The organism is Nocardia sp. CA-135398, from assembly GCF_050955845.1.
Classification (GTDB): Bacteria; Actinomycetota; Actinomycetes; order Mycobacteriales; family Mycobacteriaceae; genus Nocardia.
Genome location: NZ_CP192084.1, coordinates 7,299,268 through 7,325,479, shown reverse-complemented (window position 1 = coordinate 7,325,479; position 26,212 = coordinate 7,299,268). Strand labels below are relative to the sequence as shown.

The following is a 26,212-nucleotide window of genomic DNA, read 5'->3' as shown; positions in this document are numbered from 1 at the left end:
TGCTAACCCGTTGAGTCGTCCTGGCACGGAATCGGTCGCATTGTCGAACGATCGAGTGCATTGAGCACGAGTGCGGCGGTGGTGGGTGAGAAGACAGTCCCGTTGTGACCGGCTTTGCTGGCGGGGCAGACGCTTTGGAGGACGTAGTTGTCGACACCGGGCTCCGCGATCATGGCCTCGTTCTGGCCGAAGGACGAGATCGGGTCGAAACGGCTGGTGATCGTGGTGTAGGCGACCCCTGGGACGGTGACCGGTCCGGAGTTCAGTTCCTGTAGGAATGCCGACCCGGCCAGCAGATCTTTCACCGCGGGCGGCAGCGGCAGTTCGTCGCGAAGGTTGCCGGTATTGAGCAGAGTCGCGCCGAGATCGCCCAGCGTACCGTGCGTCGGCGAGGAGATGGTGGTCACCGAACGGACGCCACTGGCGATTGCCGGATCGGTTTTCACGATGTACTGCGCCATGATGCCGCCCTCGGAATGACCGATCAGGTTGACCTTCGAGGCGCCGAGCCGAGTGGTCAGCGTGGTCAGCTTCTGCTTGATCTCGACCGCCGAATCGGCGAGCGGACCATTGCCACCGCCCTGCATGGCATTGCTGCCGCCATAGGAAAAGGAAAAGACGCACAGACCCGCATTGGCGAGGGCAGGCCCCAGATACCCCCAGGCGCGATACTCGTCGCCCGCGAAACCATGGAGCAAGACAACGGGAACCGCGCCCGGCACGGTGGGCACGCAGTCGTATCGGTTGACTCCGGGCGGCGTCGGCGCTTCGACCTTGCCCTCCTGCGCCCATCGGGTTTCCTCGTCCTGCACCTGCTCCCACGTGGCCGTCGGGTACGGTCCCGACTCTGCCGCAGCCACCGGCATCGTTGCCGCGCACAGCGCAAATCCGATGAGGGACAGGATGATTCGGCGCGGTCTCATACGTGCGGTCCTTGGATGGCGGTGGTCAGGCGGATATCGGCGACCGATCGACCGGTCAGCAGGTCGTATGCGGCGGTGCGCAGTACCCAGGTTTCCATTGCCTCGTCCCAGGACTCGGCGGCTCGACGGGGGATCGGAATCGCCACCTCGGCCGCCTCGCCCGGCTCGGCTTCGACGACCGCGAAGGCGGCCAGTCGGCGTTCCGGTTGGGACGAATGCGCGATATACGTCTGGATCGTTTCGCGGCCGGGACGATCACCGGTATTGCGAACCGTCACGGTAAGCGTGCCGAGACCAGATGCCGGATCGGGCGCGAAGGTAGCGCTCTCGTAATCCCAGGTGGTGTAACCGATTCCGTGCCCGAACCAATACGCCGGAGCGGTCGGAAGTCGCTGCCACGCGCGGTATCCGATGTAGATATCTTCCTCGTAGGCGAGGATGCCATCGGTGGGCGTGACATTCAGCACCGGCGCGTCGTCCTGATGCGCGGGCCAGGTGGTGGGCAGCCGTCCGCTCGGTTCGGCCCGGCCGATGAGCACATCGGCCAGTGCGGCACCGCCTTCCTGCCCCGGAAACCAGGTGAGCAGGACCGCCGCGACGTCCTCGGCCCACGGCATGTGCACGGGGGATCCGGTATTCACCACGACGACGGTGCGCGGATTGACAGCGGCGACCCGCGCGACGAGCTCATCCTGACGACCGGGCAGCGAAAGCGATGTGCGGTCGAAGCTTTCGCTCTCCACCTCGGGCGTAGTGGCGACGACCACCACGGCCACATCGGCCGAAGCCGCTGCCGCGACCGCTCCTTCGATGAGCGCCTCGGGGTCGATATTCGGTTCCTGATGGCCGAGTGTGAACTTCTCGAAGGCAATGGGCAGTTCGGGCAGCGTTGTCACGGTATGCGTAAGTCGTATCGAAACCTGCTGTCCCGCAGTGAGTTCAACCTCGAAAAGCGTCTCCGGCGGGCGGAGGAAGGCGGCCAGCGGATCACCCTCCGGGGCGATGGTGTCGTCGAGACAGGTCACATCGCCGACCGTCAGCCGGAACGGCCCGATGCCCGCGATGGCCAAGGTATGCGTTCCCGTTGCCCGTGGCGTGAATGTGCCGGTGACAACCACCCGATGTAGTTCCCCGACCGCGATACCGTCCGGGAATTCACCGATCCATTCGATCGTGGCCTCCGGCAGCGGATGCTCGCCGAGCAGGCGGTCAGCTGCGCCGTACAGCTGGACCCGCAGATCGAAACCTTCCTTGGCGGCGGGAATCTCGACTCGGGGATCCGCACCGACGGCGTAGACCAGTTCGGTATCCGCATCGAGCACGGCCCGCAAACCCTCGAGCGGTGAGACGGTATGCGGCGGGAACACCTGGGCGCTACCGCCGCCGAGTGCCCTCGGCTGGTCAGCGGTCTGCCCGATCAGCGCGATGCGCCCGACCTTGCCGAGCGGCAGTACGCCGTTCTCGTTGCGCAGCAGCACAATCGAGCGTTGAGCTATCTCGCGAGCCAGTGTGTCGCCGTTGATCGTCGCGGGCTCGGTCGCGACTTCCGGTGGTGCCCCGGCCAATGCGCCGACGCGCGCGGCCAGCCGAAGCACATGCCGTGCCATCTGCTCGACCGTTTCGGCCGGAACTCGGCCTGCGCGAACCGCTTCCGCTAGCGCATGTCCGAAGACGCTCTGCGGCCCCGGCATCGCGATATCGAGCCCGCCGACAGCCGCGCCCACGGTGTCGCGGGCCGCCGTCCAGTCCGAGACGATGGCGCCATCGAAACCCCAACGCGCACGCAAGATGTCGTTCTGCAATGCGTTGTGCTCGGTCATCGTGACACCGTTGACGCTGTTGTATGCCGCCATCAAGGCCCACGGCTCGGCCTGCTCGACCACGGTTTCGAACGGCGCCAGATACAGCTCGTGCAGTGCACGCTGGGATACCCGCACATCGACGGTGAATCGGTCGGTCTCGGAATCATTGGCCACGAAATGCTTCGGTGTCGCGGCGACGCCACCCTCCTGCACACCGGTCACATAGGCCGCGCCGATTGCCCCGGTCAACAGCGGATCCTCCGAGTAGCACTCGAAATGCCTGCCGCCCAGTGGACTTCGATGCAAATTGAGCGTCGGAGCGAGCAGCATGTGCACGCCCTTGCGCCGCGCCTCCTGCGCGAGTAGCTGCCCGGCCCGCCGGGCTAGGGTCGGATCCCAGGTGGCGGCCAGCGCGGTCGGGCTCGGCAGGGCGATCGAAGGGTCCTCCGGACTCCAGTGCACGCCGCGCACGCCGATCGGACCGTCGGACATCACGACCGATGCCAGGCCGATCTCCGGCATCGCGGGCAGGGACCACATGTCCTGTCCGGCGAGCAGGCGGCAACGGGCATCCAGATCCAGTGCGGCCAATGCCTTTTCGACCACTGCCTCGCGGTCGGGTCGGTGATTCGCCATGTCGGTCGACTCCCTTGTTCGTATGACGCGCGGGCAGCTACCTCGAAGTATGGCCGATATACCTAATAACCGGTAGGGAATGTTATCAATACGTTATTCGCTTGGGTTGTTGTCCGGGCGGATCAATCGCAGGAACTTGCGCAGCAGCGCGGGCATATCCACATCGTCCGGCGACAGCAACCACTGCTGCTGGAGCCCGTCCAGGACCGCGATCAGCAACACCGCGGCATCGCTATGTGAGACGCCGCGCGGCGGATCGCCGCCCAGGTCGCGCTCCAGGAAGGCCGTCAGCATCTCCCGAGCCTGCGCGTATCGATCGACGAAGTAGTCGCGCGCAGGATGATCCTGGGTCACGCTCTCGGCCGCGAGCACCGTGAACGACTGCACGATTCCGGGCCGCTCGACATTGCGTTCGACCAGGTCGGCGAGCAGTTCCAGGGTGGTCGCCCTGCCCTGTGCGGTGGCGAGCAGGACATCGAGATCGTTCTGATCGCGCAACGCGAGCACATTCGCCAGCAGCGTCTGCTTATTGGGGAAGTAGTGCAGCACGCCCTGCTGGCTGAGTCCGACGCGCTCCGCGACGATCGCAATGGTCGCGCCCTGGTAGCCGCGTTCCGCGAAAACCTCGAGGGCAGCCTCCAGGATCGCTCGACGGCGATCCTCGTGACCGGCCCCGCCCTGGGCCCGTCTCATGCGGTGCACTCTTCTGCTGCGTCCATTGTTCGCAGACTAGCGAATCGCCATTGACAGGGGCGGTTCGGCGCGTTTACGGCCGGGCGCGGAAATGTACCGCGCCCGGCGGCGGCCTCACCGCAGCGTGGCGACAACCCGCTGTGCGATGTTCTGCTCACCGAAGGTGTTGGGGTGCAGGGGAACAATCGACGGTGTCGACAGCGACGGGATCAGCCCGTTGATCCACTGCTGGTCGGGTGTGGCGCACATATCGTGTCCGACGCTGGACGTTGCCGTGTCGACGAAGATCGCGCCGTGTGCGGCGGAGACATTGCGCAGCAGCGTATTGAGGTTGACCAGCACGTCCTGGAGGTAGTCGGCGTCGCGCGGCCAGGCGGGCTGTTGCGCCGGGCAGGCGCCTGCGCGCGAGGCGGTCGGGTATCCGACGATCACGATCGTGGCTTCGGGTGCGCGCGAGTGGATTTCATCGATCGCGGTGCTGTAGACGGGTGCCAGGGCCTTGGTCCGTTCCGCGAAAGTGTCGACGCCGTTCGCCGTGAAGGTGTCCGCGCATGACGTGCCGTACGGCTCCGGCAGGAGATTTCCGCACCGCAGGGCCTGGCTCGCCAGGCCGATATCGTTGCCGCCCATGGTCATTGTCACCAGGGTGGTGTCCGGTGTCAGCGCATCGAACTGTGGGGCGGCGGTTCCGGAGACGACGCCGCGCTGCGGGTTTGCGAGGTCGTCCAATGTGGCCCCACCGCAGGTGACGTCCTTGAAGGTCGCGACGCCGAGCTCCTTCGCGACCAGCGACGGGTAGTTGACCGCGGAGCGTGAACACGTGGTGAGCTCGGTTTGCGGAAATACGCCCGCGCCCGCGGCGAAGGAATCACCGAGGGCCACATAGTGGGTGTCCGCAGCCGGGGCTGCGCTCGCTTGCCCGGTGATAGCGGCGCTCGCCGCGACTGTCATCGCGGCCGCGGCGACCGCCGGTCTCACCTTTCCGAATAGATGGTTCCAGCTGCCGAAAACTTGCATGGTTTCTCCTTGTGAACCCATGACCGGACGAATTCTGGTCGAACTCCCACGAGTAACTCGCGCAGGCAGGACCGACCCTGCACATCCGACCGGTACGGGCCGAGTCTAGCCGCGATTCGCCAATCCCGAATAGCTTTCGGTTTTCCTGCTGGCAATTTCTGGTCGCCGCACGCCGAGATGTCGGGTGACATTGGGGGATAGCGCATTTCGTCAGCCGTCAGGGACCGGGCTTTGTTTCAGATTCATGCCTTCATGTGGGGCACTGTTGCGTTCCTCACTAATTCGCTGCTACCTGTGGAAAGTCGACGATGACGAATCGTCAGGGTTGACACCACCCGCTCGCGCTGGCTACGGTCGCCATTGTTCGCGCTGAGTCATCGCCCGCCTCGGCATTCTTGGCAACAGACTGTCGATATGGTCTGGCCAAATGCTTCGACTGCGGGGAGGCTGTCGTCATTTTCGACTCTGGTCCCATTCACGAAGAAACTCGGCGAACCTTTTCTTTGTGCTCCGAGACAAGATTCTCGCGCCTTTTTCTATACCGCCGAGACCCCACCCGTTCCTTTCGACGTTAGGCGCCAGTTTGTCTGTCTCGATCTCACCCGCCAGGACCGTGGATGATCTCCCCGGGCCGAGCCGGTGGCCGTTGTTGGGGAATCTCCCGCAGATGCGGCCCTCGTTGCTGCACCGTCAGTTCGACGAGTGGTGCGATGAGTACGGCCCGCTCTACCAGCTGAAGATGCCGGGGCGGCACATCGTCGTCGTGAGTGATCCCGATCTGAACCGCGAGATCTTCCGGGATCGGCCCGGTGGGTTCCGGCGGCAGTCGGCGATCGAGTCGGTGATGGACGAGATGGGTTCCAATGGACTGTTCTCGCTCGAGGGTGAGGCATGGCGGCTCCGTCGCAAGCTGGCGATGCCCGCCTTCAATGCCTCGCATCTGCGCAGCTTCCACCCCGCCCTGGAGACGATCACCGGACGGCTGCGACAGCGCTGGGAACGGCAGTCGCCCAAGGATATTCGCGCCGACCTGACCCGCTATACGGTGGACGTCACCGCCAAGCTGACCTTCGACTACGACATCAACACCATCGAACAGTCCGGCGATATCATCCAGCGGCACCTGGAGCTGATCTTCCCGCTCATCAACCGGCGGATCAACAGCCCGCTACCGTACTGGCGCTACGTCAAACTTCCGGACGACCGAGCGCTGGAGCGCGCGCTGGCCGCGCTGCGCACCGATCTCACCGGCGTGATCAGTCGGGCCCGCGCGAATCTGCCCGCGGCACCGACGAATTTCATCGAGGCCTTCCTGTTGGCGCAGGATGGCAGCACCTCCTTCACCGATGACCAACTGTTCGCCGAGGCGCTGACCATCCTGATCGCCGGTCAGGACACCACCAGCAATGCCATGGCCTGGCTGCTCTACCACCTCGCTGGCAATCCCGCTGTGCAGGAACGGATTCGCGAGGAGGTCGCCGAGATCCCCTCGGCGCTGGACCGGCAGCCGTATCTGGAAGCCGTTGTCGCCGAATCGATGCGGCTGCGGCCTACGACACCGATCGTCGGACTCGAGGCCGCCACCGATACCGCGATCGATGGCGTGCACATCCCGGCAGGCACCTGGGTGATCGTCAATGTGCAGCATGCGAGCCTGCAGGAGAAGAACTTCGAGGACGCGCTGCGCTTCGACCCGGATCGCTGGCTGCGCTCCGAGCACGGCACACATCGTCCTGAGGTCTCCACCCCGTTCGGGGCCGGTCCGCGGTTCTGTCCGGGACGCGGGTTGGCGATGTTGGAGATCAAGAACGTGACCGGCATGGTCTGCCGGAACTTCGAGGTGCGTCTGCCCGCGGGCGCGCAGGCACCGAAGGATCGCTTCCACTTCGCCGTCATCCCCATCGATCTCGATCTCGAACTGATCCGACGGCCCGCCTGAACCCCCATTCGCCGAGCACACTCTAAGGATGTAGATGTCGTTGCATCGATTGACCGCGACCGACGGTGTCTGGCTGTCGCTCGAATCTCCCGATATGCCCATGCATATCGCCTTCCTGCTGGAATTCACCGCACCCGAGGGCGGGGCGGCCCAGTTCCTGCGGCAGTGGCGGGCCGGACTGGACGCACCGGCGAGCCTGCCGCAACCGTGGAACTTCCGCCCGCTGCAGTTCCCGCCGCCGGGTGTCGCGGCGCTGATGCGTGAGGTCGACGATATCGACCTGAGCGAGCACATCCGAGAGTGGACGCTGCCGGAGCCGGGCAGCCAGGACCAGCTCACCGAGCTCGTCGCATCGATCCACCAGAAGCAGCTCGATATGAGCCGTCCGCCATGGGAATTGCACGTCATCGAGGGGCTGGCGCAGGACCGTTTCGCGCTGCTGCTCAAGGTGCACCACAGCCTGCTCGACGGCGCGTCGGCCATGCGGTTGTTCACCGATACGTTCACCGAGGACGGCGCCGCCCGCGATGTGCCGGACCTGTTCACGGTGCGCCCGGCCGCCGAGTCGGCGGAAGGCGATAAGGCGAACCCGTTCCGTGCCCTGCTCACCGCATTGACCGGCGTGCTGGCTTTGTTGCGCGGCGTCGGATCCGCCGCCCGCGATGCCTTCCGACGTGCACGCGGCGATAAAACGATGGCGCAGAAGGCATATCAGCAACCGGAAACCATTCTCAACGGCACCATCACCGGCGCGCGCGATCTGTCCCGGCGTCGCTACGACCTCGCGCTGTTCAAGCGATTGGCGAAGGCGGGTGACTGCACGATCAACGACATCGTGCTGTACCTCGTCAGCACGGCGCTGCGCAGCTACCTGACCGATCACGCCACGTTGCCCGAAGAGTCGTTGACCGCGGGCGTGCCCACCGATCTACGCGAGGAGGACGATGCTCGCGCCGGCACCCGCGCTGGCATGATGTTCACCGCGCTGGCCACCGATATCGCCGATCCGCGGGACCGGTTGAGCGCGGTCAAGTACTACATCCGGGCCGCGAAACAGCATATGGGCGAGATGGCCCCGAACGAGGTCATCGGCTATGGGCTCGCGGTCACGCTGCCGTGGATTCTCGGGCTCGGCTTCGGCTTCACCAACACCGCATCCTCGCACCCCATGGGCATCTCCAATGTGCCGGGACCACGAAACCCGCTGTACTGGAATGGCGCTCGGCTGGAGACGATCTATCCGATCTCGCTGCTCATGCACGGCAATCCGCTGAACTTCACCTGCATCGGCTATTCGGGTGGGCTGCATTTCGGTGTGCTCGGTGTCCGGGACAAGCTGCCGCCGATGTCGTACCTCACCGGGGCCATGGATGTCGCGCTCGATGAACTCACCGAACTGCTACTGCCGGACCGCACACAGCTAGCCGCTGGATGACGTCCATGACGAATTACGATGTGGCGATTATCGGTTCGGGCTTCAGCGGGCTCGGCGTCGCGGTCAACCTACGTCGCCTCGGCAATGACAACTTCGTCATCTTGGAACGCGCCGACGCCGTCGGCGGTACCTGGCGCGATAACGTCTATCCCGGCTGCGCGGTGGACGTGCCATCGGTCCTGTACTCGTATTCCTTCGCGCCGAACGCGGATTGGACCCGCGTGTACGCGACCCAACCCGAATTGCGCGCCTACACCGAGCGGGTCGTCGACACCTTCGATCTGCGGCGGCATGTGCGGCTGAACAGTGACGTGGCCGAAGCGGATTTCGACGACGACGCCGAACAGTGGGTGCTGCGGCTCAGCGACGGCAGGCTGGTCCGGGCCCGCGCCGTCGTCATGGGCTACTTCTCGCTGCACGCCGAGGCGATTCCGGATATTCCGGGGCGCGCCGATTTCGCTGGGCCGCAGATGCATTCGAGTAAATGGGATCGATCATTCGAACCGGAGGGCAAGCGGATCGCGGTGGTCGGCGCCGGTGCCAGTGCGGTGCAGATCGTGCCCGCGCTCGCGAAGTCGGCGGGCGAGCTCATCTCGTTCCAGCGCACTCCGGCCTGGGTGATTCCGCGTCTGGACCGGCCGATTCCACCAACGGTGCGCAAGATACTGCGTACCGTGCCGCCGATTCGGCTGGCGGCGCGCGGATTCGTCTTCCTGTTCCTGGAGACCATGCACTTCGCCGAATTCCATCCGCGCTTGGTTTCGACCTACGAGCGGATCGTCCGTAAAGTACTGGCCAAGCAGATTCCCGATCCCGAATTGCGACGAAAACTCACGCCCGACTATGCCTTCGGGTGCAAGCGGCCGATGGTGTCCGACGATTACTACCGCTCGTTCACCCGCCCGAATGTGCGGCTGAGCACCGAGAAGATCACCGAGATCACCGCGACCGGCATCCGCACCGCCGACGGTGCGCTGCACGAGGTCGATGCGATCGTATGGGCCACCGGATTCCACGTTCAGGATTCCATCGCGCACTTCCCGGACTTCCGCACCGCGACGACCTCGACGCGAAAGAAGTTCCAGCGCGATGGGTTTCGCGCCTATCGCGGCATCGCTTTCGCGGGACTGCCGAATCTGTTCGCGGTCACCGGACCGAATACCGCCCTGCCACACACCTCGCAGTTCCTCGCCATCGAACCCACCACGAAGCTGATCGCCAGGACCATCGAGCATATGCGGGCCAAGGGGATTCGCCGCTACAGCCCGTCCGAGCGCGCCGAGCGCGAATGGGTCACCCGCGCACGGAAGCTGCTCGGCACCCGGGTGTGGTCGACCGGCGGTTGCACCAGCTATTTCATCGACGAGGACGGCACCAACACCCTGACCTGGCCGGGCGGGACCTTCAGCGTCCGACTCGATCGCCGTCGCATCCGTCCGCGGGACTGGGATACCGAAAGGCCGTGACACAACGTCTCACAACCCTGACGGTTCCAGCGCCCCGCACACCGCACAATCAGATCAGGGAGAATGCCTGGCAACTTAAATGCGGTACATAGCCCGAGGTGTGCTGTACAGAGCGTTGTCGCGAGCCATGGTTGCGTACCAACGGTGATGCACGTTACTGTACCCACTCGATGATGGGAACGGGGTAGTTCCTCATTGCCGGGAGGGTTTGGCGAACATGGTCCGACGTCGACGTCCGATTAAGGCAGTGGCTGCCGCGATAGCCACCTTCACCGTGTTCGCCGGAGCCGTTGTCGCGGCCGCGCCGACCCAGGCCACGCTGGGTCTGGATGCGCAATTCACCGCGAAGCACGAAGGGCCGCAACAGTATCCGAACGTCTACATCGACTGGGACATCCCGATCACCATGAGTGACGGCACGGTGTTGAAGGCGAACGTGTACCACCCGGCCGACGCCTCCGGCCGCCCGATTGTCGAGCCGACGCCGACCATCGTGAACCTCACGCCCTACACCAAGCTGATGGCGAATATCGCCGACTCGGTGCTCGCCGTTCCTGGCCTGGCCGAGCCGCTGATGCAGGCTTTGCACGGCTTCGATCTGTCCGCCTACGGCCTCAGTGGAATCAGCGATCTGGCACAGGCATTGGCGGGCGGCGCCGCGCGCACCTTTGCCGTTGATCGCAAACTGGTGCAGAGCGGCTACACCCAAGTGGTGGTGGACGTGCGCGGCACCGGCTTCTCCGAGGGCATCTGGCAGGTGTTCGGGGACCGCGAGCAGCAAGACGGCGTCGAGGTGGTCGACTGGGCCGCGGCACAGCCCTGGTCCAATGGCAAGATCGGCATGAGCGGCATCTCCTATTCGGCCATCAACCAGCTGCAGACCGCGGAGCGCAGACCCGCTGCGCTGCAGGCGATCTTCCCGATCGTGCCGGGCAGCGATCTGATCCGCGACGTGGCCGCACCCGGTGGCGCACTCGGCATCGGGTTCATCCCGGAATGGCTGCTCGCCGTCGACGGCACGAAGCTGATTCCCGATGTGGTGTCCATGCTGGCAGGCAAGTTCGACTGGACCTGGCTGGCGGACCGCGTCCGCGACCCGTTCACCTTCTTCAATATGATCATCATGGCGCTGGGCACCCAGAGCATGGATCAGATTCCGGCCGAAATGTATTCGGTGCTCGACGACCGAAGTCCATTGCGCACGGCCTGGATCGGACATCCCGATCGCATCGATGTGCCGACCTTCGTCTACGGCGGCTGGCAGGACATTTTCGCCTACTCCTCGCCGCGGGTCTACAACGCGATCAATGTGCCGGACAGCCAGAAGAAGCTGGTGATGGACAACAACTATCACATCACCACCGGCTCGGGCATGGGTGACGCCGACGGACCGGCGGCCCTGGATGTTTTGCAGCGCGCGTGGTTCGACAAGTGGCTCAAGGGCATCGATAACGGCATCGATGACTACGACCAGGTCACCCTGTGGCAGCAGGGCGGCGGCTGGACCCACACCTCGGCCTTCCCGCGGCCCGATATGGATTACCGCCGTATGTATTTGAACGCGACGGCCTCGGGCACCGCACCGGGCAGCGCCTACGACGGCAGTCTCACCGCGCAGCCGGGTGGAGCAGCGCGGGTTACGATCGCGCCCGGCCTGACCTCGCTCTGCTCCCGCGACGGTGCGCAGGGTACGGCGGGTATCCTGCCGCTCCCGGATATCTGCACGAAGGATTCACGGATCGCCGAGACAAACGGTCTGACGTTCACCAGCGCGCCGGTCGCCGTGCCGACACAGATCTCCGGCCCGATCGCGATCCACCTCGACACGGTCCTGGACGCGACCGACGGCTACTGGACCGTGACGTTGAACGACGTTGCGCCGGACGGACGTTCGACCCAATGGACACACGGCCAACGCACCGCATCCCTGCGCGCGGTCGACGAGAGCAAGGCCACCCGCTCGGCCAACGGCGACTACACCGACCCCTACCCCTATCTGACCCTGGACACCCGCGAACCGATCGTGCCCGGCCAGCCGACGGTCATCGATATCGGCATGTTCGCCACCGACGGCGTACTGCAACCGGGGCACCGGCTGCGCGTCGACATCTACGCCGGGAACTTTCCGAGCAGTCTTCCGTTGCGCCCCTTGCTGAATGAGAGCGGATTGAAGCCGCAGCATCTCGAGCTGGACCCGAATCAACCGAGCTGGGTGAACATTCCGGTCGACGGCGAGCCGGGCTGGTGAATCAAGCCGGGCCGGAGCCGAGCAAGACCAGTGCGGCGCGAGTCAGTATGGGCGCCAAGGCCGGTAGCTGCTGTGGCCCGGATTCGATCAGGGTGGCCCGGACTCGATCGTCGATGCCGCCGAGCAGCACATCGATCAGTCCGGGATCGGGTTCGGCGCGAACTTCGCCCGCGCGCACGCCGATTCGCGCCGCGGCCACCATCCGATAGCCGAACATGCGGTGCGTGCGGGCCCGGCGGGCGATGAGTCCCGGCCCGGCGGCGAGGGTTTCGATATGCAGCGCACGTGCCGCGGCCGGTTCGGCGGCCAGGAACTCCAGATACGTTTGCAGTGTCGTGCGCACCAACTCGACGAAGGTGTCCGCGCCCGATTCCGCGACCACCCGATCGAGCTCACGGGTGATGACGTCGACCGCGAAATCGAAAGCGGCGGTGAAGCATTCCTCTTTGCTGTCGAACAATCCGTAGAACGTGCGCCGAGCCACCCGGGCCCGACCGACGATATCGGTGATGGTGGTCGGGCCGTACCCGAGTTCGGCGACCGCCTCCAAAGCGGCGAGATATAGCCGCTCGCGCTGTGACGTCACGACTTCGTCCCGGGTCAAGCGATGCGGCCCTCGGGGCAATCGGTCCGGAGACGCGCTGGTCAAGACGGTCATAATGCCGACGATTCTGCCACACCGAGAACTTTCGTCCGGAAATTCCGGTCCGGCCCCGAAGACTCAGTGCAGCGCGCTGCCCTCGAGCCACTCGTCCCACGGCACGCCCCAGTCGCCGTTCTGCCAGACCTCGAGCGGTGCGCCGCCGGTATTGCGGACCTCGACCACATCGCCCGGAATCGAAAAGTTGTAGAACCACTGGGCATTCGCGCCGCTCAGGTTCAAGCAGCCGTGCGAGAGGTTCTGGCTGCCCTGTGCCCAGACCGTGGAATCGAGCTGGTGCAGGTAGATGCCGTCGGTGCTGATGCGGGTTGCCCAGCCGATGGCCTCCTTGTAGCCGAGCCGGGAATTGACCGGCAGGCCGTAGGTGGAGGAGTCCATGATCACCGGATTGCCCTTGTCCATCACGGTGTAGATGCCCGGCTGGGTCCAGAAGCTCAGCGTCTTACCCGCGATGACCTCGCTGCCACCTCTACCCATCGAGGTGGGCATGGTGCGGATCAGGTTGCCGTTCTCGAAGACCTGTACCTGTTTGGTGTTGTCATCGGCGATGGAGACATGTGACGGGCCGATGGTGAAGGTGGTCTTGGTGTCCTCCTGGCCGTAGAGACCACCGCCGAGGTCCGCGCCGTAGATGTTTGCCGTGGCGGTCACTTTGGTGCCCGGCGCGTAGTAGTGCTGCGGCCGCCAGTGCGCGTTGCGCTTGTCGAGCCAGTACCAGGAACCGTCGACCGGCGGGTTGGTCGTCACCGAGAGTCGCTTCTCGGCAACGGCCTTATCCGGGACATCCTCATCGAAATGCGCGACAACGACGGTGCCGACACCGAAGGTGCCGCCGTCCGTCAGCGGTTGGCCGCCGGTGGTTGTCATGTAGACCTTGGTCTGGTTGTTCGGCGCGAGCGTGCTGAAGGTCGAGGTGATCGGTCCGACGCGGCCGGTGATGGTGAGGCTTTCGGCGCTGATCGTGTAGGTGTGCCCGTAGCCGAGCGGATCGACGGGCTTCCACGCCGTCTTGTCCGGGGTGTAGATGCCCTCGATCGAACGGCCCGCCTCATTGGTGAGTTTCACCGAGGTCAGCATGCCGTCGTTCGCGGTCACCACGACCGGCGCGAGCGGATCGACGTTATTGCCGCCGCCCGGCGTGATGACGATCGCGGGTGGCGGTGGTCCGGCCTGGGTGGTCGGCGCTTCCGACTTCGACGAACATCCGGCGACGAGCAACGCCGTCACCAATGCAAAACCCGCAGCTGTTCTCCACCGGAAGCGGCGACTCGACATGACTCTCCTGTGTTTCGCCGTGCGTTCCCTGCGGCGCACCTACGACTTACTGGCCCGTGCCGTAGTTTACCGGCCATTTCGAGCCCATTTCGCCGCTGCGGTGTGACCTGCGCGAACATCCGGCCTCAGTTGACGCAGGGCACACTGCTGCCGATTGTGGTCGCGACCGGCTTGCCCGCATCGGGCGCGGGTTGGACGGAGGTGGTGGTCGGGGTCGCGCTGGTGGTCGGCACGAGTTCGGCGGGCATGGTGAAATCGGTGCCGACGACCACCCTGATGTGGCCGGGCTCGACACTCGAGGATGCGGTGGGGGTGACGCCGAGGATGTCGCCCAGCTGTGCGGCATCGGCATCGGCCCCGGTGCCGTAGCTGACGGTGGTGGTCGTGCCGTCGGCGCGGGTGCCGGGAGCCACCGTGCCCGCCGGATAGCCGCGTTTGGTCAGTGCGGTGGACAGCTGGGCGGCCCGGCCGCTGTATCCGCTCGCATTGTGGACATCGACGATGCTGGTCGGGGTGCGTGTCGGGGTGTTCGGCGTGGTTTCGATGCCGAAGGCGGCGCGCACTTCCTTCTTGATGGCCGCCGGATCGACGATATTGACGTCCTGACCGTCGATAACGTCGTAGCGCAACACCGGCAGTGTCCGGAATTCGACCGAGATCGAGCCCGCCGAGCCGAGGTCGCGGGCGAAGTCGAGCAGGTTCCAGCCGTCGGACAGCACGATATCGCGGTGCGCCACGTCCATCAGACCGGAGAGCTTGCTGAAGTTGGTCAGCGTTCCGGTGTCCTTCAGCGATTTGGCGACCGAGGTCAGGAAGGCCTGCTGGCGGTGCGTGCGGTCGAGGTCGCCGTTCTCCAATCCGTGGCGTTGCCGCACGAACGACAGCGCATTGGCGGCGTCGAGGTGCTGCGGGCCCGCGGGGAAGACGGCGCCGGAGTAGTAGCTGTCGTCGACCGCGTGATTGAGGCAGACATCGACGCCGCCGAGCTTGTCGGCCAGGTCGTAGAAGCCCACGAGCGAGATTTCGGCGAAGCGGTCGATCGGGACGCCGACCAGATTGCGCACCGTCTGCACGATGGATGCTCGCCCCGCCTCACGGCCCGCGCGTTCCAGGGCCACCTTGTCCTTCATGCCCGAATTTTCCAGCTTGGTCTCGGTCGCGGCCTTCTTCAGCCCGTAGGCCTCCTTGATCTTGGCGTGGTCGTAGCCAGGAATGCCGGAGACCGCGACATAGTCGTCGCGCGGAATGGAGAAGGCGACGATTTTGTGCATGTCCGCGGGAACATGCAGCAGGATGAGCGAATTCGCGTTGTAGCCGCCGTTGTCGCCGTCGCCCGCATGCAACTGGTCCAGGATCTCCTTGGGCAAATCCTTGCCGTCCAGGTCTTTGCGGGTGTCCAGGCCGATCAGCAGGATATTCAGATCGCCGCCGAGTGAACGGGGCGCATCCTTGCCGATGGCGTCGGTGTGGGTGAAGCCGTTATCGAATTCGGTCTTGGCCGACCAGGCGAATCCGGTGCCGGACAGGACGGCGAGCGCGGCAATCGATGTGAGGACGCGCATCGCGATTTTTGCCGCTTTGCGGCCGCGATGGGGTTTCGGTTCTGCTCGTCGGTGTCTGGGGCGGCGAGGGTCGGTGATTTTGGGAATCTCGACGGTGTCGTCATCCATGGCGGCGACCTGGGTCCCGGATCATTCTCGCCGCCTCAGCTTTCGTCTCGGGTTATTCGACACAGCGCACGTCCGGGTCATACCCGCTGATGACTAGTCGCACGCGCTGGTGACTGCTCGCCAGTCACTCGAAAGGCCCGTTCAACCTTTCCAGTCTTACCGACGCCGGCAGGAGCGGGCAAGAATCGGACACTGTGATCTGCACGGATTCACGATCTAGTCTCTTATGTATGGCTGCTCCGGTGTTGCGCATCCTCGGTGTCGGTCCCGGTGTCGGATTGTCCCGTCCGCCACCTCGCCGGCTGGACGCCGCATGTGTCCGATAGCGGCTGATCCGACCCGACACTGCGACCGACGACGCGCCCGCGCCGGATTTTTCTTCGAACCGAACGGGACCCGCGCCGGTACCACTCTCCGCACCGAAGGAACGGCCGAGCGGGCCGTGGGGATGGAGGATGAATGCGGCGGTTCAAGCTGACGATGGCTCTGGTTTCAGCGCTGATGATGATTTCGGTGCTGCCGAATTTGGCGGCATCCTCGGCCCAACCGGCACCGGTGCGCCTCAACGTGCTGCAATCCCGGCTGGATGACCTGGTCCGTTCGGCTTTCGTGCCGGGTGCGCAGCTGGTCGTCACCGCCGACGGCGACGCGACCCAGTTCAATAGCGGCGTCGGCGATCTCGCGTCGCGCGAGGCGTTTCCGGATGACGCACAGGTCCGTATCGCCAGCAATACCAAGACATTCGTGGCGACCGTGGTGCTGCAGTTGGTGGGGGAGGGGCGTATCCAGCTCGATGCTCCGATCGAGGATTATCTGCCCGGTGTGGTGCGCGGCCCCGGCGGCGACGGGAATCTGATCACCGTCCGAAATCTATTGCAGCACACCAGCGGTATTCCGGACTATCTCGTTCGATTGGACTGGGGTTCGGTCGAGGCATTGCAGCGGTACCAAACCTCGGATCAGCTGATCCGACTCGGTTTGGATATGCCCGCGCTGTTCGCGCCCGGATCGGCCTTCAGCTACTCCAATACCAACTACCTGCTGGCCGGAAAGCTGATCGAGCAGGTCACGGGACGACCGGTCGGCGCCGAGGTGACCGCACGGATCCTCGAGCCGCTGCAACTGCGCGACACTTATTGGCCCGCATTTCCGCAGGAGAACGTGATTCGCGGTCCACATCCGCGCGCATACCAGATTTTCAATGGCACCCAGGTGGACATCACCGATATCGACCCGGGCTGGGGCCTGGCCGATGGCGCACTCGTCTCCACCGACGCCGACCTGAACCGCTTCTTCACCGCCCTGCTCACCGGAAACCTGCTCCGCCCGACCGAACTCGCCGAAATGCAGCACACCATCCACGGCGGCGACCCAGCCCTGGCCGACGATGTCGGTCTCGGTCTGTTCCATCGCACCAATGCCTGCGGCATCGATATCTGGAGCCACGGCGGCGCCATGGACGGATTCTTCGTCTTCGGCGGCTACACCCCTCGCCGCTCGATAACCGTGGGTCTCAACCAAGTCCCACCGCTGTACGGTCTCGGCTACCGGGCCGCGATGGACGGCCTAGTAGACGCCGCCTTCTGCGGGTGAGGCTGTCAGAGTGGTCGCTGGCCTCTCGCTTGGCCGGCGACCGATCTAGTTCGGCGCGGCCGGGGTGGTCGGCGCGGCTTGGGTCGTCTTATCCGCGAACCGCGTGGTCCCGTCCGGAGCCAACATCGTGTTGACGTAATCCACGCCGGATGCGATCAGGACCGGTCCGCCAACCGCTATCGTGCCGATGATCCCGCCGAGGGCCGCACCGGTGGTCAAGCCGAGGATGCATCCGGCGGCAATGGTCGCGACACAGCCGACAACCGCGCCGATCGCGGTTCCGACGAAGCCGCCGACCGCCGTGGCCAGACCGAACTGGGTGGCGAATTCGTCACGGGCGCGGTGGTTTTCGGTCACCGATGCGACCGGCTTGACGGCCAGCGGCTGCGAGATGTCGAGTCCGGCGGGCTTATGCGGCGCCAGTTCCAGTACCGTGCCGTCCTTTTCGACCACGGGCTTGACCGGAATGTCGGTATCGGCGACCCGGAATCGCAGTGGCAGTGTCAAAACGACGTGGCCGTCGGTATCGGCCAGATCGACGACGTCGACCACATCGGCGACATCGGCGGCCTTGCCGTCCTTATCGACCAATGTGCCGTCCTTGTCGACCAGCCGCCCGTCGCCGCCCGCCGCGAGTTCGCTTTCCGCCGCCTTGGACAGCGTGAATGTGCCGCCGCGCACGCTGGCGACGACGGTCTTGTCGACTAGCTTGACCGAGTAAGTGATGTCCTGCCGCGCGGGCGCGGCGACCGGCTCGGCATGCGAGACTCCGGCGCCCAAGGTCACGGCACCGATGACAAGGATCGCCGCCGCAGTGCTATCGCAAAGCTTCATTCGGTATTCCATTCCGTCACCAGGATTTTCGCTATTGGCAAACGCAGGCGCAGGCTCGACACTCCTGCTCGAGATGCTCCCCGTGCAAATGTACTCATTTGCGCGGCAAGAAGGTCGAGGGGAGCCTAGCCGAGCCTGCGGTGCGAGCGGACCGGATTCGGGACGAAAAATCGATGTCAGCTATGACACGGTTACTTCTTCCGGCGTGTCGATCTTCGGCGTGGGACGTGTCCGCAGCAGCGCCATTCCGAGTAGGGCGGCGGCGATGCTGAAGCCCGCACTGATCCAGGCGCCGGTCGACATCGCATCGGTGAACGCGTCCTTGGCCGGTTCGACATAGCCGAGTTGGAAAGCGGCGCCGATGGATTCACGTGCGGCGTCGGGTGCGTCGTCGGGCATGTGGGAGGTGAACACACCGGCCAGTACGCTGCCGAGGATCGCGATGCTGATCGCCATGCCGATCTGCTGCAGCGTGTCGTTCATGGCCGAGCCGACGCCCGCATGCTCCAGCGGAATCGCGCTCATGATCGCGGCATACGCGGCCGGACCCGCCAGACCACCGCCGATCCCCATGACCAGCATGCTGGCCAGCACCGCGAAGTATCCGGAACCGACGGCCAGAATCGCGAACGCCCCGCCCATGACGAGCAGACCGGCGACGATGAGCGTCTTATTGCTCAATTTCTTGCCGAGCGTCGCGCCGAGACCGTTGCATACCGCCGCGGCCACCGCATACGGCAGCAGGGCAAGACCCGCCTTCATCGGCCCGTAGCCGAGCACGAACTGCAGGTACTGGGTGAGCATCAGCATGATCGCGCCCATACCGAACACCATCAGCAGCAGTGTGCAGCAGGTGCCGGTGAAATCGCGATTGCGGAATACCGCCAGCGGCAGCATCGGATGTGCCGACCGGCTCTCCCAGACCACAAACGCCAGACCTGTGACCACGGCGAGCCCGATCATCGGGATATTCCACTCGCGCTCGATGATGACGTAGACCGTCGAGGTGAGCGCGACGATGGAGAGCAGCACCCCGATCAGGTCGACCGGCCGCTGCTCACCGGTGGATTCCGGCATCAGAACCAGCGCGGCGACAATCGCGAGCACCGCGACCGGGATATTGAGCAGGAACACCGAACCCCACCAATAGTGCTGCAGCAGAAAGCCGCCCAGCGTCGGACCGAGCACGATGCCGACCATCGAGACGGTGGACCAGGCCGCCATCGCCTTGCGCCGCTCGTCCTCGGCGAAGGTGGTCATCAGGATGGACAGGGTCGATGGCATGAGCAGTGAACCGCCGACGCCCATCAGTGCGCGGGCTCCGACCACTTGCCATGGCTCGGTCGCCAAGACGGCGGCAAGCGACGCCGCGCCGAACAGTGCCAGTCCGAGCACCAGCATGCGCCGCCGCCCGAACCGATCGGACAGGCTGCCCGCGGTGAGCAACAGTCCAGCGAAGACAAGGACGTAGGCGTCGAGGATCCACTGGACATCCGACGGCGTCGCGTCGAGTTCCCGGATCAGCGACGGAATAGCGATATTGAGCACAGTGCCGTCGATCATCAGCACCAGCAGAGACAGGCAAAGGACCCCCAGAATCCACCAGCGGCGAGGGTCTCGTACAACGTTCGATTCCACTCGAACACCGTACGATAGAATCGCACAATGTGCGAGAGAATTATGCTGACCTTGTGACTGAGCGCAGCGAAGGAACCGAAGACGCAGCACATCTTGTCGCAGCGGAGCCGAGCGCTAGCGAGGCGGAGCTGTGACAAAGCAGCAGTTCTCCTCGGTATGGACCCGTGAGCCGCGCCAGCCCAAGGCGGCCGGACTGCGCCGCGACCAGATCGTCGCCGCCGCAATGGAGGTATTGGACGCCGATGGCCTCGGCGCATTGAGCATGCGCAAGCTGGGCGCCAAGCTCGATGCGGGCGCGACCAGCCTCTACTGGCATGTCGCGAATAAGGACGAACTGCTCGAACTCGTCCTCGACGAGATCTGGGGTCTGGTGCGGATCCCGGATCCGGAACAGGCTTCATGGCGTGAGGTCGTCACCACCTACGCCTATAACTTCCGGCTCACCATGATCGACCATCCCTGGGTGACCACCTTGATCGGCTCGCTGCCGAGCGTCGGCCCGAAGGCCTTCGAACTCAGTGATCGCCTGCGCCGCACCTTCATCAGCGCCGGATTCACCGGCGTCGACATCTACCTCGCGAGTGGCACCGTGACGAGTTATGTACTCGGGCAGGTCATCCCGGAGATCACCGCGGCGAAGGTCTTCGGCGACAAGGGTTTCGACAAGGAGATGGTGCTCGATGTCATGGATGAGCTGGCCTCCGACTATCCGGAGATGCTGAACGACTACCGGAAGATGCAGCCCGCCGATTATCAGACTGCCCGCGCGATGGCCTTCGATTTCGGTCTGCTCTGTGTGATGGACGGCCTGGAATCGCGCCTTCGCAAGTGAAGCCTCGGGAATAGATGGCGACACCGCCCTGTTGGTTGCCATATCCACCAAATAGGTGTCAGACTTTCCGAGAGGAGGCGGCGTGCAGTTCGGAATTTTCACCGTTGGCGATGTGACGGTCGACCCGACGACAGGTCGGGCCCCGACCGAGCACGAGCGCATCAAGGCGATGGTCGCGATCGCGCGCAAGGCCGAAGAGGTCGGCCTGGACGTATTCGCCACCGGTGAGCATCACAACCCGCCGTTCGTGCCGTCCTCGCCGACCACGATGCTCGGCTATATCGCGGCGCGGACCGAGCGGTTGCAGCTGTCCACCGCGACGACGCTCATCACCACCAATGATCCGGTGAAGATCGCCGAGGACTTCGCCATGCTGCAGCATCTGGCCGACGGTCGCGTCGATCTGATGCTCGGCCGCGGCAATACCGGCCCGGTCTACCCCTGGTTCGGCAAGGACATCCGCGACGGCATCGCGCTGGCCATCGAGAACTACCATCTGCTGCACCGGCTTTGGCGCGAGGATGTGGTCGACTGGGAGGGCCGGTTCCGTACGCCGTTGCAGGCGTTCACCGCGACGCCGCGACCGCTGGACGGTGTTCCGCCGTTCGTCTGGCACGGGTCGATCCGCAGTCCGGAAATCGCGGAGCAGGCCGCCTACTACGGCGACGGCTTCTTCGCGAACAATATTTTCTGGCCCAAGGAGCACTTCCAGCGGCTGATCGAGCTGTATCGGAGCCGCTTCGAACACTACGGCCACGGCTCTGCCGACCAGGCCATAGTCGGCCTCGGCGGACAGGTGTTCATGCGCGAGAACTCTCAGGACGCGGTGCGCGAATTCCGGCCCTACTTCGACAACGCGCCGGTCTACGGCCACGGCCCGTCGCTCGAGGATTTCACCGAGCAGACGCCGCTGACCGTCGGCAGTCCACAGCAGGTCATCGAAAAGACCATGACGTTCCGGGAAAGCTTCGGCGACTATCAGCGACAGCTGTTCCTGATGGACCACGCGGGTCTACCGTTGAAAACGGTCCTGGAGCAACTCGATCTGCTCGGTGCGGAGGTAGTTCCGGTGCTGCGCAAGGAGTTCGACGCACTGCGTCCGGCTCATGTGCCGGATGCGCCGACACATGCGTCATTGGTCGCGGCCAGGGACGGGGCCGTCGAGGTCGCGCAGTGACTGGGCTCTCCCACCGGCTACGCGTCGGAATCGACCGTGTGGCAGTGGATTTCGCCGCCACGACCTGACTCCGGTGCAACGGCGCACCGGTCCGGTAATGCCAGAACTGAATACCCGTATCCACGTAATTGAAATCTCAACTATATGAGGAGAACGACAATGTCGACCACCACCGCCAAGGACCTGACCGCGGGCACCTGGGTCATCGATCCCGCCCACTCGACCCTCGGATTCACCGTGCGTCACCTGATGGTCAGCAAGGTCCGCGGTCGCTTCGCCGACTTCTCCGGCAAGCTGGTCATCAATGAAGACGGCACCGCCTCGGCCGAGGCCGAGATCAAGGTCGACTCGGTGACCACCGACAACGAGCAGCGCGACGCGCACCTGCGCACCGCCGACTTCTTCCACGCCGCCGACTTCCCGGTGGCCACCTTCAAGTCGACCGGATTCCGCGTCAACGGCGAGGATTTCGTCGTCGACGGTGACTTCACCATCCGCGGCACCACCCGCCCGGTCTCCCTCGATGTCGAATTCCTCGGTGTCAACCCCGGCATGGGCCATGGCCCGGTCGCCGGTTTCGAGGCCAAGACCGTCATCAACCGCCGGGACTTCGGCATCACCATCGATATGCCGCTGCCCGACGGCGGCGCGGTGATCGGCGACAAGATCACCCTCACCCTGGAGATCGAGGTCGGCCTGCAGGCCTGATCTGGACAGATGTAGTGCCTTCGCCGCCGCCCGGGGTCACCGACCGGGCGGCGGCGCTTACGCTGAATTCCATGTCCGCTGATTCCGCCGCTGTCGAGCGCTTGTCCGGGCTGCTGACGGGGCGGCGGGTGGCGGTGCTGACGGGGGCCGGGGTGTCGACCGACAGCGGGATTCCGGATTATCGGGGGCCGGGGTCGCCGTTGCGGACCCCGATGACGTACCAGCAGTTCGTGGGTGACGCGCTGTTCCGGCAGCGGTATTGGGCGCGCAACCATATCGGGTGGCGGGCCATGGACGGGTCACGGCCGAATGCGGCGCATCGGGCGCTGGCGCGGCTGGAGCGGTCCGGCTTCGTCACCGGGTTGATTACGCAGAATGTCGATCTGCTGCATACGAAGGCGGGTCATCGGCGGGTCATCGATCTGCACGGGACCTATGCGCGCGTTCGGTGTCTCGGCTGCGAGGCGCTGATTTCGCGGATGACCTTGGCCGAGCGGTTGGAGGCGGCCAATCCGGGTTTCGCGGCTTCGGCGACGGCCACCGGGGTCGAGGTCGCGCCCGATGCGGATGCGGTGGTCGCCGAGACCACGAATTTTCGGATGGTGGATTGCGCGCACTGCGGCGGCATGCTCAAACCGGACATCGTGTACTTCGGGGAAAACGTCCCCAAGCAGCGCGTCGCCGCCGCGTTCGAAATGGTCGAGGCGGCCGACGCACTACTGGTGGCGGGATCGTCGCTGACGGTGATGTCCGGGCTGCGGTTCGTGCGATATGCGGCGAAACAGGGCAAACCAGTCGCCATCGTCAACCGCGGCCGGACCCGCGGTGATGAACTCGCCGCGCTCACCGTCGATGCCGGGTGCGCGGATGTGCTGACCGCGCTGGCAGATTGCCTGGGTGCAGTGCCCGTCTGACCGGCTCAGCCGAAGTGGCAGACGTAGTGCACCGTCGAAAGCACCTCGATCTCGAATGAGCTGTTGCCCGGCACCTCGAACGATTCGCCGCCCGCGTAGGTCACGGCTTCGGTTGCACCGGCGAGGGTGACCTTGCACTCGCCCTGGATCAGCTCCATGATCTCCGGCTCGACCGTATTGAACGTCAGCGTGGACGGCAGGATGACGCCGACCGACTTCGCGGTGCCATCGGCCAGCTCGATGCTGTGGCTGATGCACTTGCCGTCGAAGTACACATTGGCCTTCTTGACCACACTGACGTTCTCGAACCGCGTCATGATCTCTTTCCCGAGGTGCTGGAGCTGGAGCCGTCAGCGTACGTGAACCCGCCTCGACCGCTCGGACGGGTGGCCGGTCGGTGCGTTAGCGTCGCTGTCATGCGGCTTCACGTGGGGTGTGCGATGTGGACGCACCCGGCATGGCAGGAATATCAACCGGTCCCGGCCGAGCGATTGCGGCATTACGCCTCGTGGTGCACCGCGGTGGAAGGCAATACGACCTTCTACGCGACGCCTACGCGCAACACGGTGGAGTCGTGGGCGAAGCAGACCGATCCCGACTTCCGTTTCGTCGTCAAACTGCCCAAGCCGATCACACATGAGCGCAGACTGAATGGTGTGGAGGCAGAACTGCGCACCTTCCTGGATGCGATGGAACCGCTCGGCCCGCGCATCCATGCGCTGTGGGTGCAGTTGCCGGGCTCATTCGGTCCGACCGAGCTGGGGACGCTGGCCGGATTCCTGCGCACACTGCCCGACTCGTACCGGTCCGCTGTCGAGGTCCGTCATCCGGCATTCTTCGAAAATGAGAGTGCTGCAAGGCAATTGGATCAGGTGCTTGCGCGGGCAGGTGCCGAATGGGTGCCCTTCGACACCACTTTGCTCTTCGAAGGATCCGCCGAGAGCGCCGCGGAGGCCGAGGCGCGGGCGAAGAAACCGCGGGTGCCGCGCCGCACCCGAGCGCTCAGCGAATTCCCGATCGTCCGCTATCACGGCCGCGATTCGGCCGAGCGCACGATCGCTGGCTGGCAGCCGTGGCTCGACATCGTCGTCGCATGGCTGCACGAGGGTCGCTCGCCAACGGTTTTCATCCACACCCCGGACAATGCCTCCTCGCTGCACCTCGCCCGCCGCTTCCACGACGAGGTCCGCGCCCGCCTGCCCGAACTCGAGCCGCTGCCCGAACCCATTCCGACCGAGCCGATGACTTTGTTCTGAAATATCTCGAATAAATAACAATCCCGAATGCGCGCTCGGTTAGAATGGAGGTGTTGCCGCACTAGTGCCGAGCACGATGGAGGAAACCGATGAGCCACGCCACCGCGCAATCCACATCCTTCACCCTGCACGGCGGGGCGGGCACGCTGGCCGCCTGGGAATCCGTGCCGCCGCACGACGTCGAGATGCGCGGCACGGTGCTCTTGGTCCCCGGCTTCACCGGCTCCAAAGAGGACTTCGAGGCCATGCTGCCGATTCTGTCCGCGGCCGGATTCCGTTGTGTCGCTTACGATCAGCGCGGGCAGTGGCAGTCCGACGGCCCCGATGACGTATCCGGATACACCATGGCCGATTTCGCCGAGGATCTGATCCTCGTCGCCGACCAGATCTCCGACGACACCCCGATTCACCTGGTGGGCCACTCGTTCGGCGGCTACGTCGCCCGTGCCGCCCTCGCCGCGCATCCGGACCGCTTCCGCAGCCTCACCCTGCTCGCCTCCGGTCCGTCCTCGACCTCCGATATCAATTTCGCGCCACCGCAATTGGTCGCCCAACTCATCGAACGTGGGGGTCAGAAAGCGCTGTGGGAGCAGCTGAGTCAGGCTATCGCCCCGCTGGTTCCGCCCGCGAAACTCGAATTCCTGCGCAACCGCATCCTCCGGACCAAGAAGGCGAATTTGGTCGGCATCATGCGGGTCATGGAGGGCCCGACCGACTGCACCGCCGCCCTGCGCGCCGCGGGCCTCCCGATTCTCATCGCCTACGGCAACTCGGGTGATCTGTGGCCGCCGAGTGTCCACGAACGCTATGCCGAGGAATTGGGCGCTCGTACCGCGGTTTACGACGGCGTCGGCCACCTACCGAACGAGGACCGCCCGGCCCGCGTCTGCGCCGATCTGATCGCCTTCTGGACCGATATCGATCCGCACTGAGCGGATCTGTCTGAGAAGGCGCCTGCTAGCGTGCAGGCATGCACGATAGCGTGACGGTTCGAATGGCAGCGCCCGCCGAGAAGATCTGGGAGCTGGTCAGCGATATCACGAATACCGGAAAGTTCTCGCCGGAGACCTTCGACACCGAATGGCTCGGTGGGGCAACGGCTCCCGCCGTCGGCGTCAAGTTCCGCGGGCACGTCAACCGCAATGGCTGGGGGCTGAAGTATTGGACGGTCTGCCGGATCGTCGCGTGCGAGCCCGGCCGTGAGTTCGCCTTCACCGTGCTCGGACCACGCGGGATGTCGGTCAATACCTGGCGCTACCGTTTCGAGCCCGTCGAGGGCGGCACCGACGTGACCGAATCCTTCCAACTCAACGAAAACACCCTCGCCCTGCGCCTCTACTGGCGGGTCGCCGGTCGCGCCCGCGGCAAAACCAACCGCGACGGCATGCGCCAAACCCTCGAGCGCATCAAGGCGTACGTCGAGTAATCAAGATCAGGTGGAATCCATGGCGGCATCGGTCGCGAGAAGCCTCCGATACCAGTTCCACCTGATCTC

General features: G+C 64.8%; 22 protein-coding genes. 12 read left to right on the top strand and 10 right to left on the bottom strand.

Annotated features, from left to right (window positions below):
• Nucleotides 1-2: 2 nt before the first annotated feature.
• From ACQP1T_RS32715 to ACQP1T_RS32700, 4 genes are all read right to left on the bottom strand, one after another.
• Nucleotides 3-923, bottom strand: coding sequence for an esterase/lipase family protein (locus ACQP1T_RS32715; RefSeq protein WP_433756885.1), 921 nt, complete (start codon nt 921-923; stop codon nt 3-5).
• A complete protein-coding gene (locus ACQP1T_RS32710) occupies nt 920-3,361 on the bottom strand; it encodes a beta-glucosidase H (RefSeq protein WP_433756884.1) in 2,442 nt (813 codons plus the stop codon). Before ACQP1T_RS32710 ends, ACQP1T_RS32715 begins: the two co-directional genes overlap by 4 nt.
• A gap of 93 nt (nt 3,362-3,454) precedes the next feature.
• Complete coding sequence (locus tag ACQP1T_RS32705; protein WP_433756883.1) at nt 3,455-4,054, bottom strand: TetR/AcrR family transcriptional regulator; 600 nt, start codon at nt 4,052-4,054, stop codon at nt 3,455-3,457.
• Nucleotides 4,055-4,168: 114 nt separating this feature from the next.
• Complete coding sequence (locus tag ACQP1T_RS32700) at nt 4,169-5,071, bottom strand: SGNH/GDSL hydrolase family protein (RefSeq protein WP_433756882.1); 903 nt, start codon at nt 5,069-5,071, stop codon at nt 4,169-4,171.
• 427 nt (nt 5,072-5,498) lie between these two features.
• On the opposite strand from ACQP1T_RS32700, the gene ACQP1T_RS32695 reads away from it, so the two are divergent.
• The 4 genes from ACQP1T_RS32695 to ACQP1T_RS32680 all read left to right on the top strand — a co-directional run bounded on the left by ACQP1T_RS32695 (nt 5,499) and on the right by ACQP1T_RS32680 (nt 12,159).
• Entirely contained in the window at nt 5,499-7,010 is a 1,512-nt protein-coding gene (locus ACQP1T_RS32695) for a cytochrome P450 (protein WP_433756881.1), read from the top strand.
• A gap of 34 nt (nt 7,011-7,044) precedes the next feature.
• A complete protein-coding gene (locus ACQP1T_RS32690; protein WP_433756880.1) occupies nt 7,045-8,445 on the top strand; it encodes a wax ester/triacylglycerol synthase family O-acyltransferase in 1,401 nt (466 codons plus the stop codon).
• A 5-nt stretch (nt 8,446-8,450) separates the two neighbouring features.
• Entirely contained in the window at nt 8,451-9,911 is a 1,461-nt protein-coding gene (locus tag ACQP1T_RS32685; protein WP_433756879.1) for a flavin-containing monooxygenase, read from the top strand.
• Nucleotides 9,912-10,128: 217 nt separating this feature from the next.
• On the top strand, nt 10,129-12,159 hold the full coding sequence (locus ACQP1T_RS32680; protein ID WP_433756878.1) for a CocE/NonD family hydrolase: 2,031 nt from the start codon (nt 10,129-10,131) through the stop codon (nt 12,157-12,159).
• 1 nt (nt 12,160) lies between these two features.
• Here the strand turns inward: ACQP1T_RS32680 and ACQP1T_RS32675 are convergent, their stop codons facing one another.
• The 3 genes from ACQP1T_RS32675 to ACQP1T_RS32665 form a co-directional block, all read right to left on the bottom strand.
• The gene (locus tag ACQP1T_RS32675) at nt 12,161-12,817 is read right to left on the bottom strand and encodes a TetR/AcrR family transcriptional regulator (protein WP_433756877.1); all 657 of its coding nucleotides are present in this window, start codon (nt 12,815-12,817) and stop codon (nt 12,161-12,163) included.
• A gap of 63 nt (nt 12,818-12,880) precedes the next feature.
• On the bottom strand, nt 12,881-14,095 hold the full coding sequence (locus ACQP1T_RS32670; RefSeq protein WP_433756876.1) for a L,D-transpeptidase: 1,215 nt from the start codon (nt 14,093-14,095) through the stop codon (nt 12,881-12,883).
• 125 nt (nt 14,096-14,220) lie between these two features.
• Nucleotides 14,221-15,765, bottom strand: coding sequence for an LCP family protein (locus tag ACQP1T_RS32665; protein WP_433756875.1), 1,545 nt, complete (start codon nt 15,763-15,765; stop codon nt 14,221-14,223).
• 459 nt (nt 15,766-16,224) lie between these two features.
• On the opposite strand from ACQP1T_RS32665, the gene ACQP1T_RS32660 reads away from it, so the two are divergent.
• A complete protein-coding gene (locus tag ACQP1T_RS32660) occupies nt 16,225-17,358 on the top strand; it encodes a serine hydrolase domain-containing protein (RefSeq protein ID WP_433756874.1) in 1,134 nt (377 codons plus the stop codon).
• A gap of 45 nt (nt 17,359-17,403) precedes the next feature.
• On the opposite strand, the gene ACQP1T_RS32655 is transcribed toward ACQP1T_RS32660, so the two are convergent.
• Together ACQP1T_RS32655 and ACQP1T_RS32650 are read right to left on the bottom strand one after the other, a co-directional pair.
• The gene (locus ACQP1T_RS32655; protein ID WP_433756873.1) at nt 17,404-18,192 is read right to left on the bottom strand and encodes a hypothetical protein; all 789 of its coding nucleotides are present in this window, start codon (nt 18,190-18,192) and stop codon (nt 17,404-17,406) included.
• Nucleotides 18,193-18,372: 180 nt separating this feature from the next.
• The gene (locus ACQP1T_RS32650; RefSeq protein ID WP_433756872.1) at nt 18,373-19,830 is read right to left on the bottom strand and encodes an MFS transporter; all 1,458 of its coding nucleotides are present in this window, start codon (nt 19,828-19,830) and stop codon (nt 18,373-18,375) included.
• Between the two features lie 130 nt (nt 19,831-19,960).
• On the opposite strand from ACQP1T_RS32650, the gene ACQP1T_RS32645 reads away from it, so the two are divergent.
• The 4 genes from ACQP1T_RS32645 to ACQP1T_RS32630 all read left to right on the top strand — a co-directional run bounded on the left by ACQP1T_RS32645 (nt 19,961) and on the right by ACQP1T_RS32630 (nt 23,461).
• A complete protein-coding gene (locus ACQP1T_RS32645; protein ID WP_433756871.1) occupies nt 19,961-20,662 on the top strand; it encodes a TetR/AcrR family transcriptional regulator C-terminal domain-containing protein in 702 nt (233 codons plus the stop codon).
• 82 nt (nt 20,663-20,744) lie between these two features.
• The gene (locus ACQP1T_RS32640; protein ID WP_433756870.1) at nt 20,745-21,839 is read left to right on the top strand and encodes an LLM class flavin-dependent oxidoreductase; all 1,095 of its coding nucleotides are present in this window, start codon (nt 20,745-20,747) and stop codon (nt 21,837-21,839) included.
• A 159-nt stretch (nt 21,840-21,998) separates the two neighbouring features.
• Nucleotides 21,999-22,547, top strand: a complete 549-nt coding sequence (locus ACQP1T_RS32635) for a YceI family protein (RefSeq protein ID WP_433756869.1) — start codon at nt 21,999-22,001, stop codon at nt 22,545-22,547.
• Nucleotides 22,548-22,618: 71 nt separating this feature from the next.
• Nucleotides 22,619-23,461: an NAD-dependent protein deacetylase gene (locus ACQP1T_RS32630; protein ID WP_433756868.1), complete on the top strand. Its 843-nt coding sequence runs from the start codon at nt 22,619-22,621 to the stop codon at nt 23,459-23,461.
• A gap of 5 nt (nt 23,462-23,466) precedes the next feature.
• Here ACQP1T_RS32630 and ACQP1T_RS32625 read toward each other — a convergent pair whose 3' ends face one another.
• Nucleotides 23,467-23,778 carry a pyrimidine/purine nucleoside phosphorylase gene (locus ACQP1T_RS32625; protein WP_433756867.1) on the bottom strand — a complete coding sequence of 104 codons (312 nt, stop codon included), beginning with the start codon at nt 23,776-23,778 and terminating at the stop codon, nt 23,467-23,469.
• A gap of 99 nt (nt 23,779-23,877) precedes the next feature.
• Here ACQP1T_RS32625 and ACQP1T_RS32620 point away from each other — a divergent pair, with 99 nt between their 5' ends.
• From ACQP1T_RS32620 to ACQP1T_RS32610, 3 genes are all read left to right on the top strand, one after another.
• Nucleotides 23,878-24,717, top strand: a complete 840-nt coding sequence (locus ACQP1T_RS32620; RefSeq protein ID WP_433756865.1) for a DUF72 domain-containing protein — start codon at nt 23,878-23,880, stop codon at nt 24,715-24,717.
• An 89-nt stretch (nt 24,718-24,806) separates the two neighbouring features.
• Entirely contained in the window at nt 24,807-25,649 is an 843-nt protein-coding gene (locus ACQP1T_RS32615) for an alpha/beta fold hydrolase (protein ID WP_433756864.1), read from the top strand.
• A gap of 38 nt (nt 25,650-25,687) precedes the next feature.
• Complete coding sequence (locus ACQP1T_RS32610) at nt 25,688-26,143, top strand: SRPBCC family protein (protein ID WP_433756863.1); 456 nt, start codon at nt 25,688-25,690, stop codon at nt 26,141-26,143.
• Nucleotides 26,144-26,212: the final 69 nt, after the last annotated feature.

Coding starts and splice junctions, on each gene's coding strand:
- ACQP1T_RS32715 (WP_433756885.1), bottom strand. CDS start 923: ATGAGACCGCGCCGAATCATCCTGTCCCTCATCGGATTTGCGCTGTGC.
- ACQP1T_RS32710 (WP_433756884.1), bottom strand. CDS start 3,361: ATGGCGAATCACCGACCCGACCGCGAGGCAGTGGTCGAAAAGGCATTG.
- ACQP1T_RS32705 (WP_433756883.1), bottom strand. CDS start 4,054: ATGAGACGGGCCCAGGGCGGGGCCGGTCACGAGGATCGCCGTCGAGCG.
- ACQP1T_RS32700 (WP_433756882.1), bottom strand. CDS start 5,071: ATGCAAGTTTTCGGCAGCTGGAACCATCTATTCGGAAAGGTGAGACCG.
- ACQP1T_RS32695 (WP_433756881.1), top strand. CDS start 5,499: ATGCTTCGACTGCGGGGAGGCTGTCGTCATTTTCGACTCTGGTCCCAT.
- ACQP1T_RS32690 (WP_433756880.1), top strand. CDS start 7,045: ATGTCGTTGCATCGATTGACCGCGACCGACGGTGTCTGGCTGTCGCTC.
- ACQP1T_RS32685 (WP_433756879.1), top strand. CDS start 8,451: ATGACGAATTACGATGTGGCGATTATCGGTTCGGGCTTCAGCGGGCTC.
- ACQP1T_RS32680 (WP_433756878.1), top strand. CDS start 10,129: ATGGTCCGACGTCGACGTCCGATTAAGGCAGTGGCTGCCGCGATAGCC.
- ACQP1T_RS32675 (WP_433756877.1), bottom strand. CDS start 12,817: ATGACCGTCTTGACCAGCGCGTCTCCGGACCGATTGCCCCGAGGGCCG.
- ACQP1T_RS32670 (WP_433756876.1), bottom strand. CDS start 14,095: ATGTCGAGTCGCCGCTTCCGGTGGAGAACAGCTGCGGGTTTTGCATTG.
- ACQP1T_RS32665 (WP_433756875.1), bottom strand. CDS start 15,765: ATGGATGACGACACCGTCGAGATTCCCAAAATCACCGACCCTCGCCGC.
- ACQP1T_RS32660 (WP_433756874.1), top strand. CDS start 16,225: ATGCGGCGGTTCAAGCTGACGATGGCTCTGGTTTCAGCGCTGATGATG.
- ACQP1T_RS32655 (WP_433756873.1), bottom strand. CDS start 18,192: ATGAAGCTTTGCGATAGCACTGCGGCGGCGATCCTTGTCATCGGTGCC.
- ACQP1T_RS32635 (WP_433756869.1), top strand. CDS start 21,999: ATGTCGACCACCACCGCCAAGGACCTGACCGCGGGCACCTGGGTCATC.
- ACQP1T_RS32630 (WP_433756868.1), top strand. CDS start 22,619: ATGTCCGCTGATTCCGCCGCTGTCGAGCGCTTGTCCGGGCTGCTGACG.
- ACQP1T_RS32625 (WP_433756867.1), bottom strand. CDS start 23,778: ATGACGCGGTTCGAGAACGTCAGTGTGGTCAAGAAGGCCAATGTGTAC.
- ACQP1T_RS32620 (WP_433756865.1), top strand. CDS start 23,878: ATGCGGCTTCACGTGGGGTGTGCGATGTGGACGCACCCGGCATGGCAG.
- ACQP1T_RS32615 (WP_433756864.1), top strand. CDS start 24,807: ATGAGCCACGCCACCGCGCAATCCACATCCTTCACCCTGCACGGCGGG.
- ACQP1T_RS32610 (WP_433756863.1), top strand. CDS start 25,688: ATGCACGATAGCGTGACGGTTCGAATGGCAGCGCCCGCCGAGAAGATC.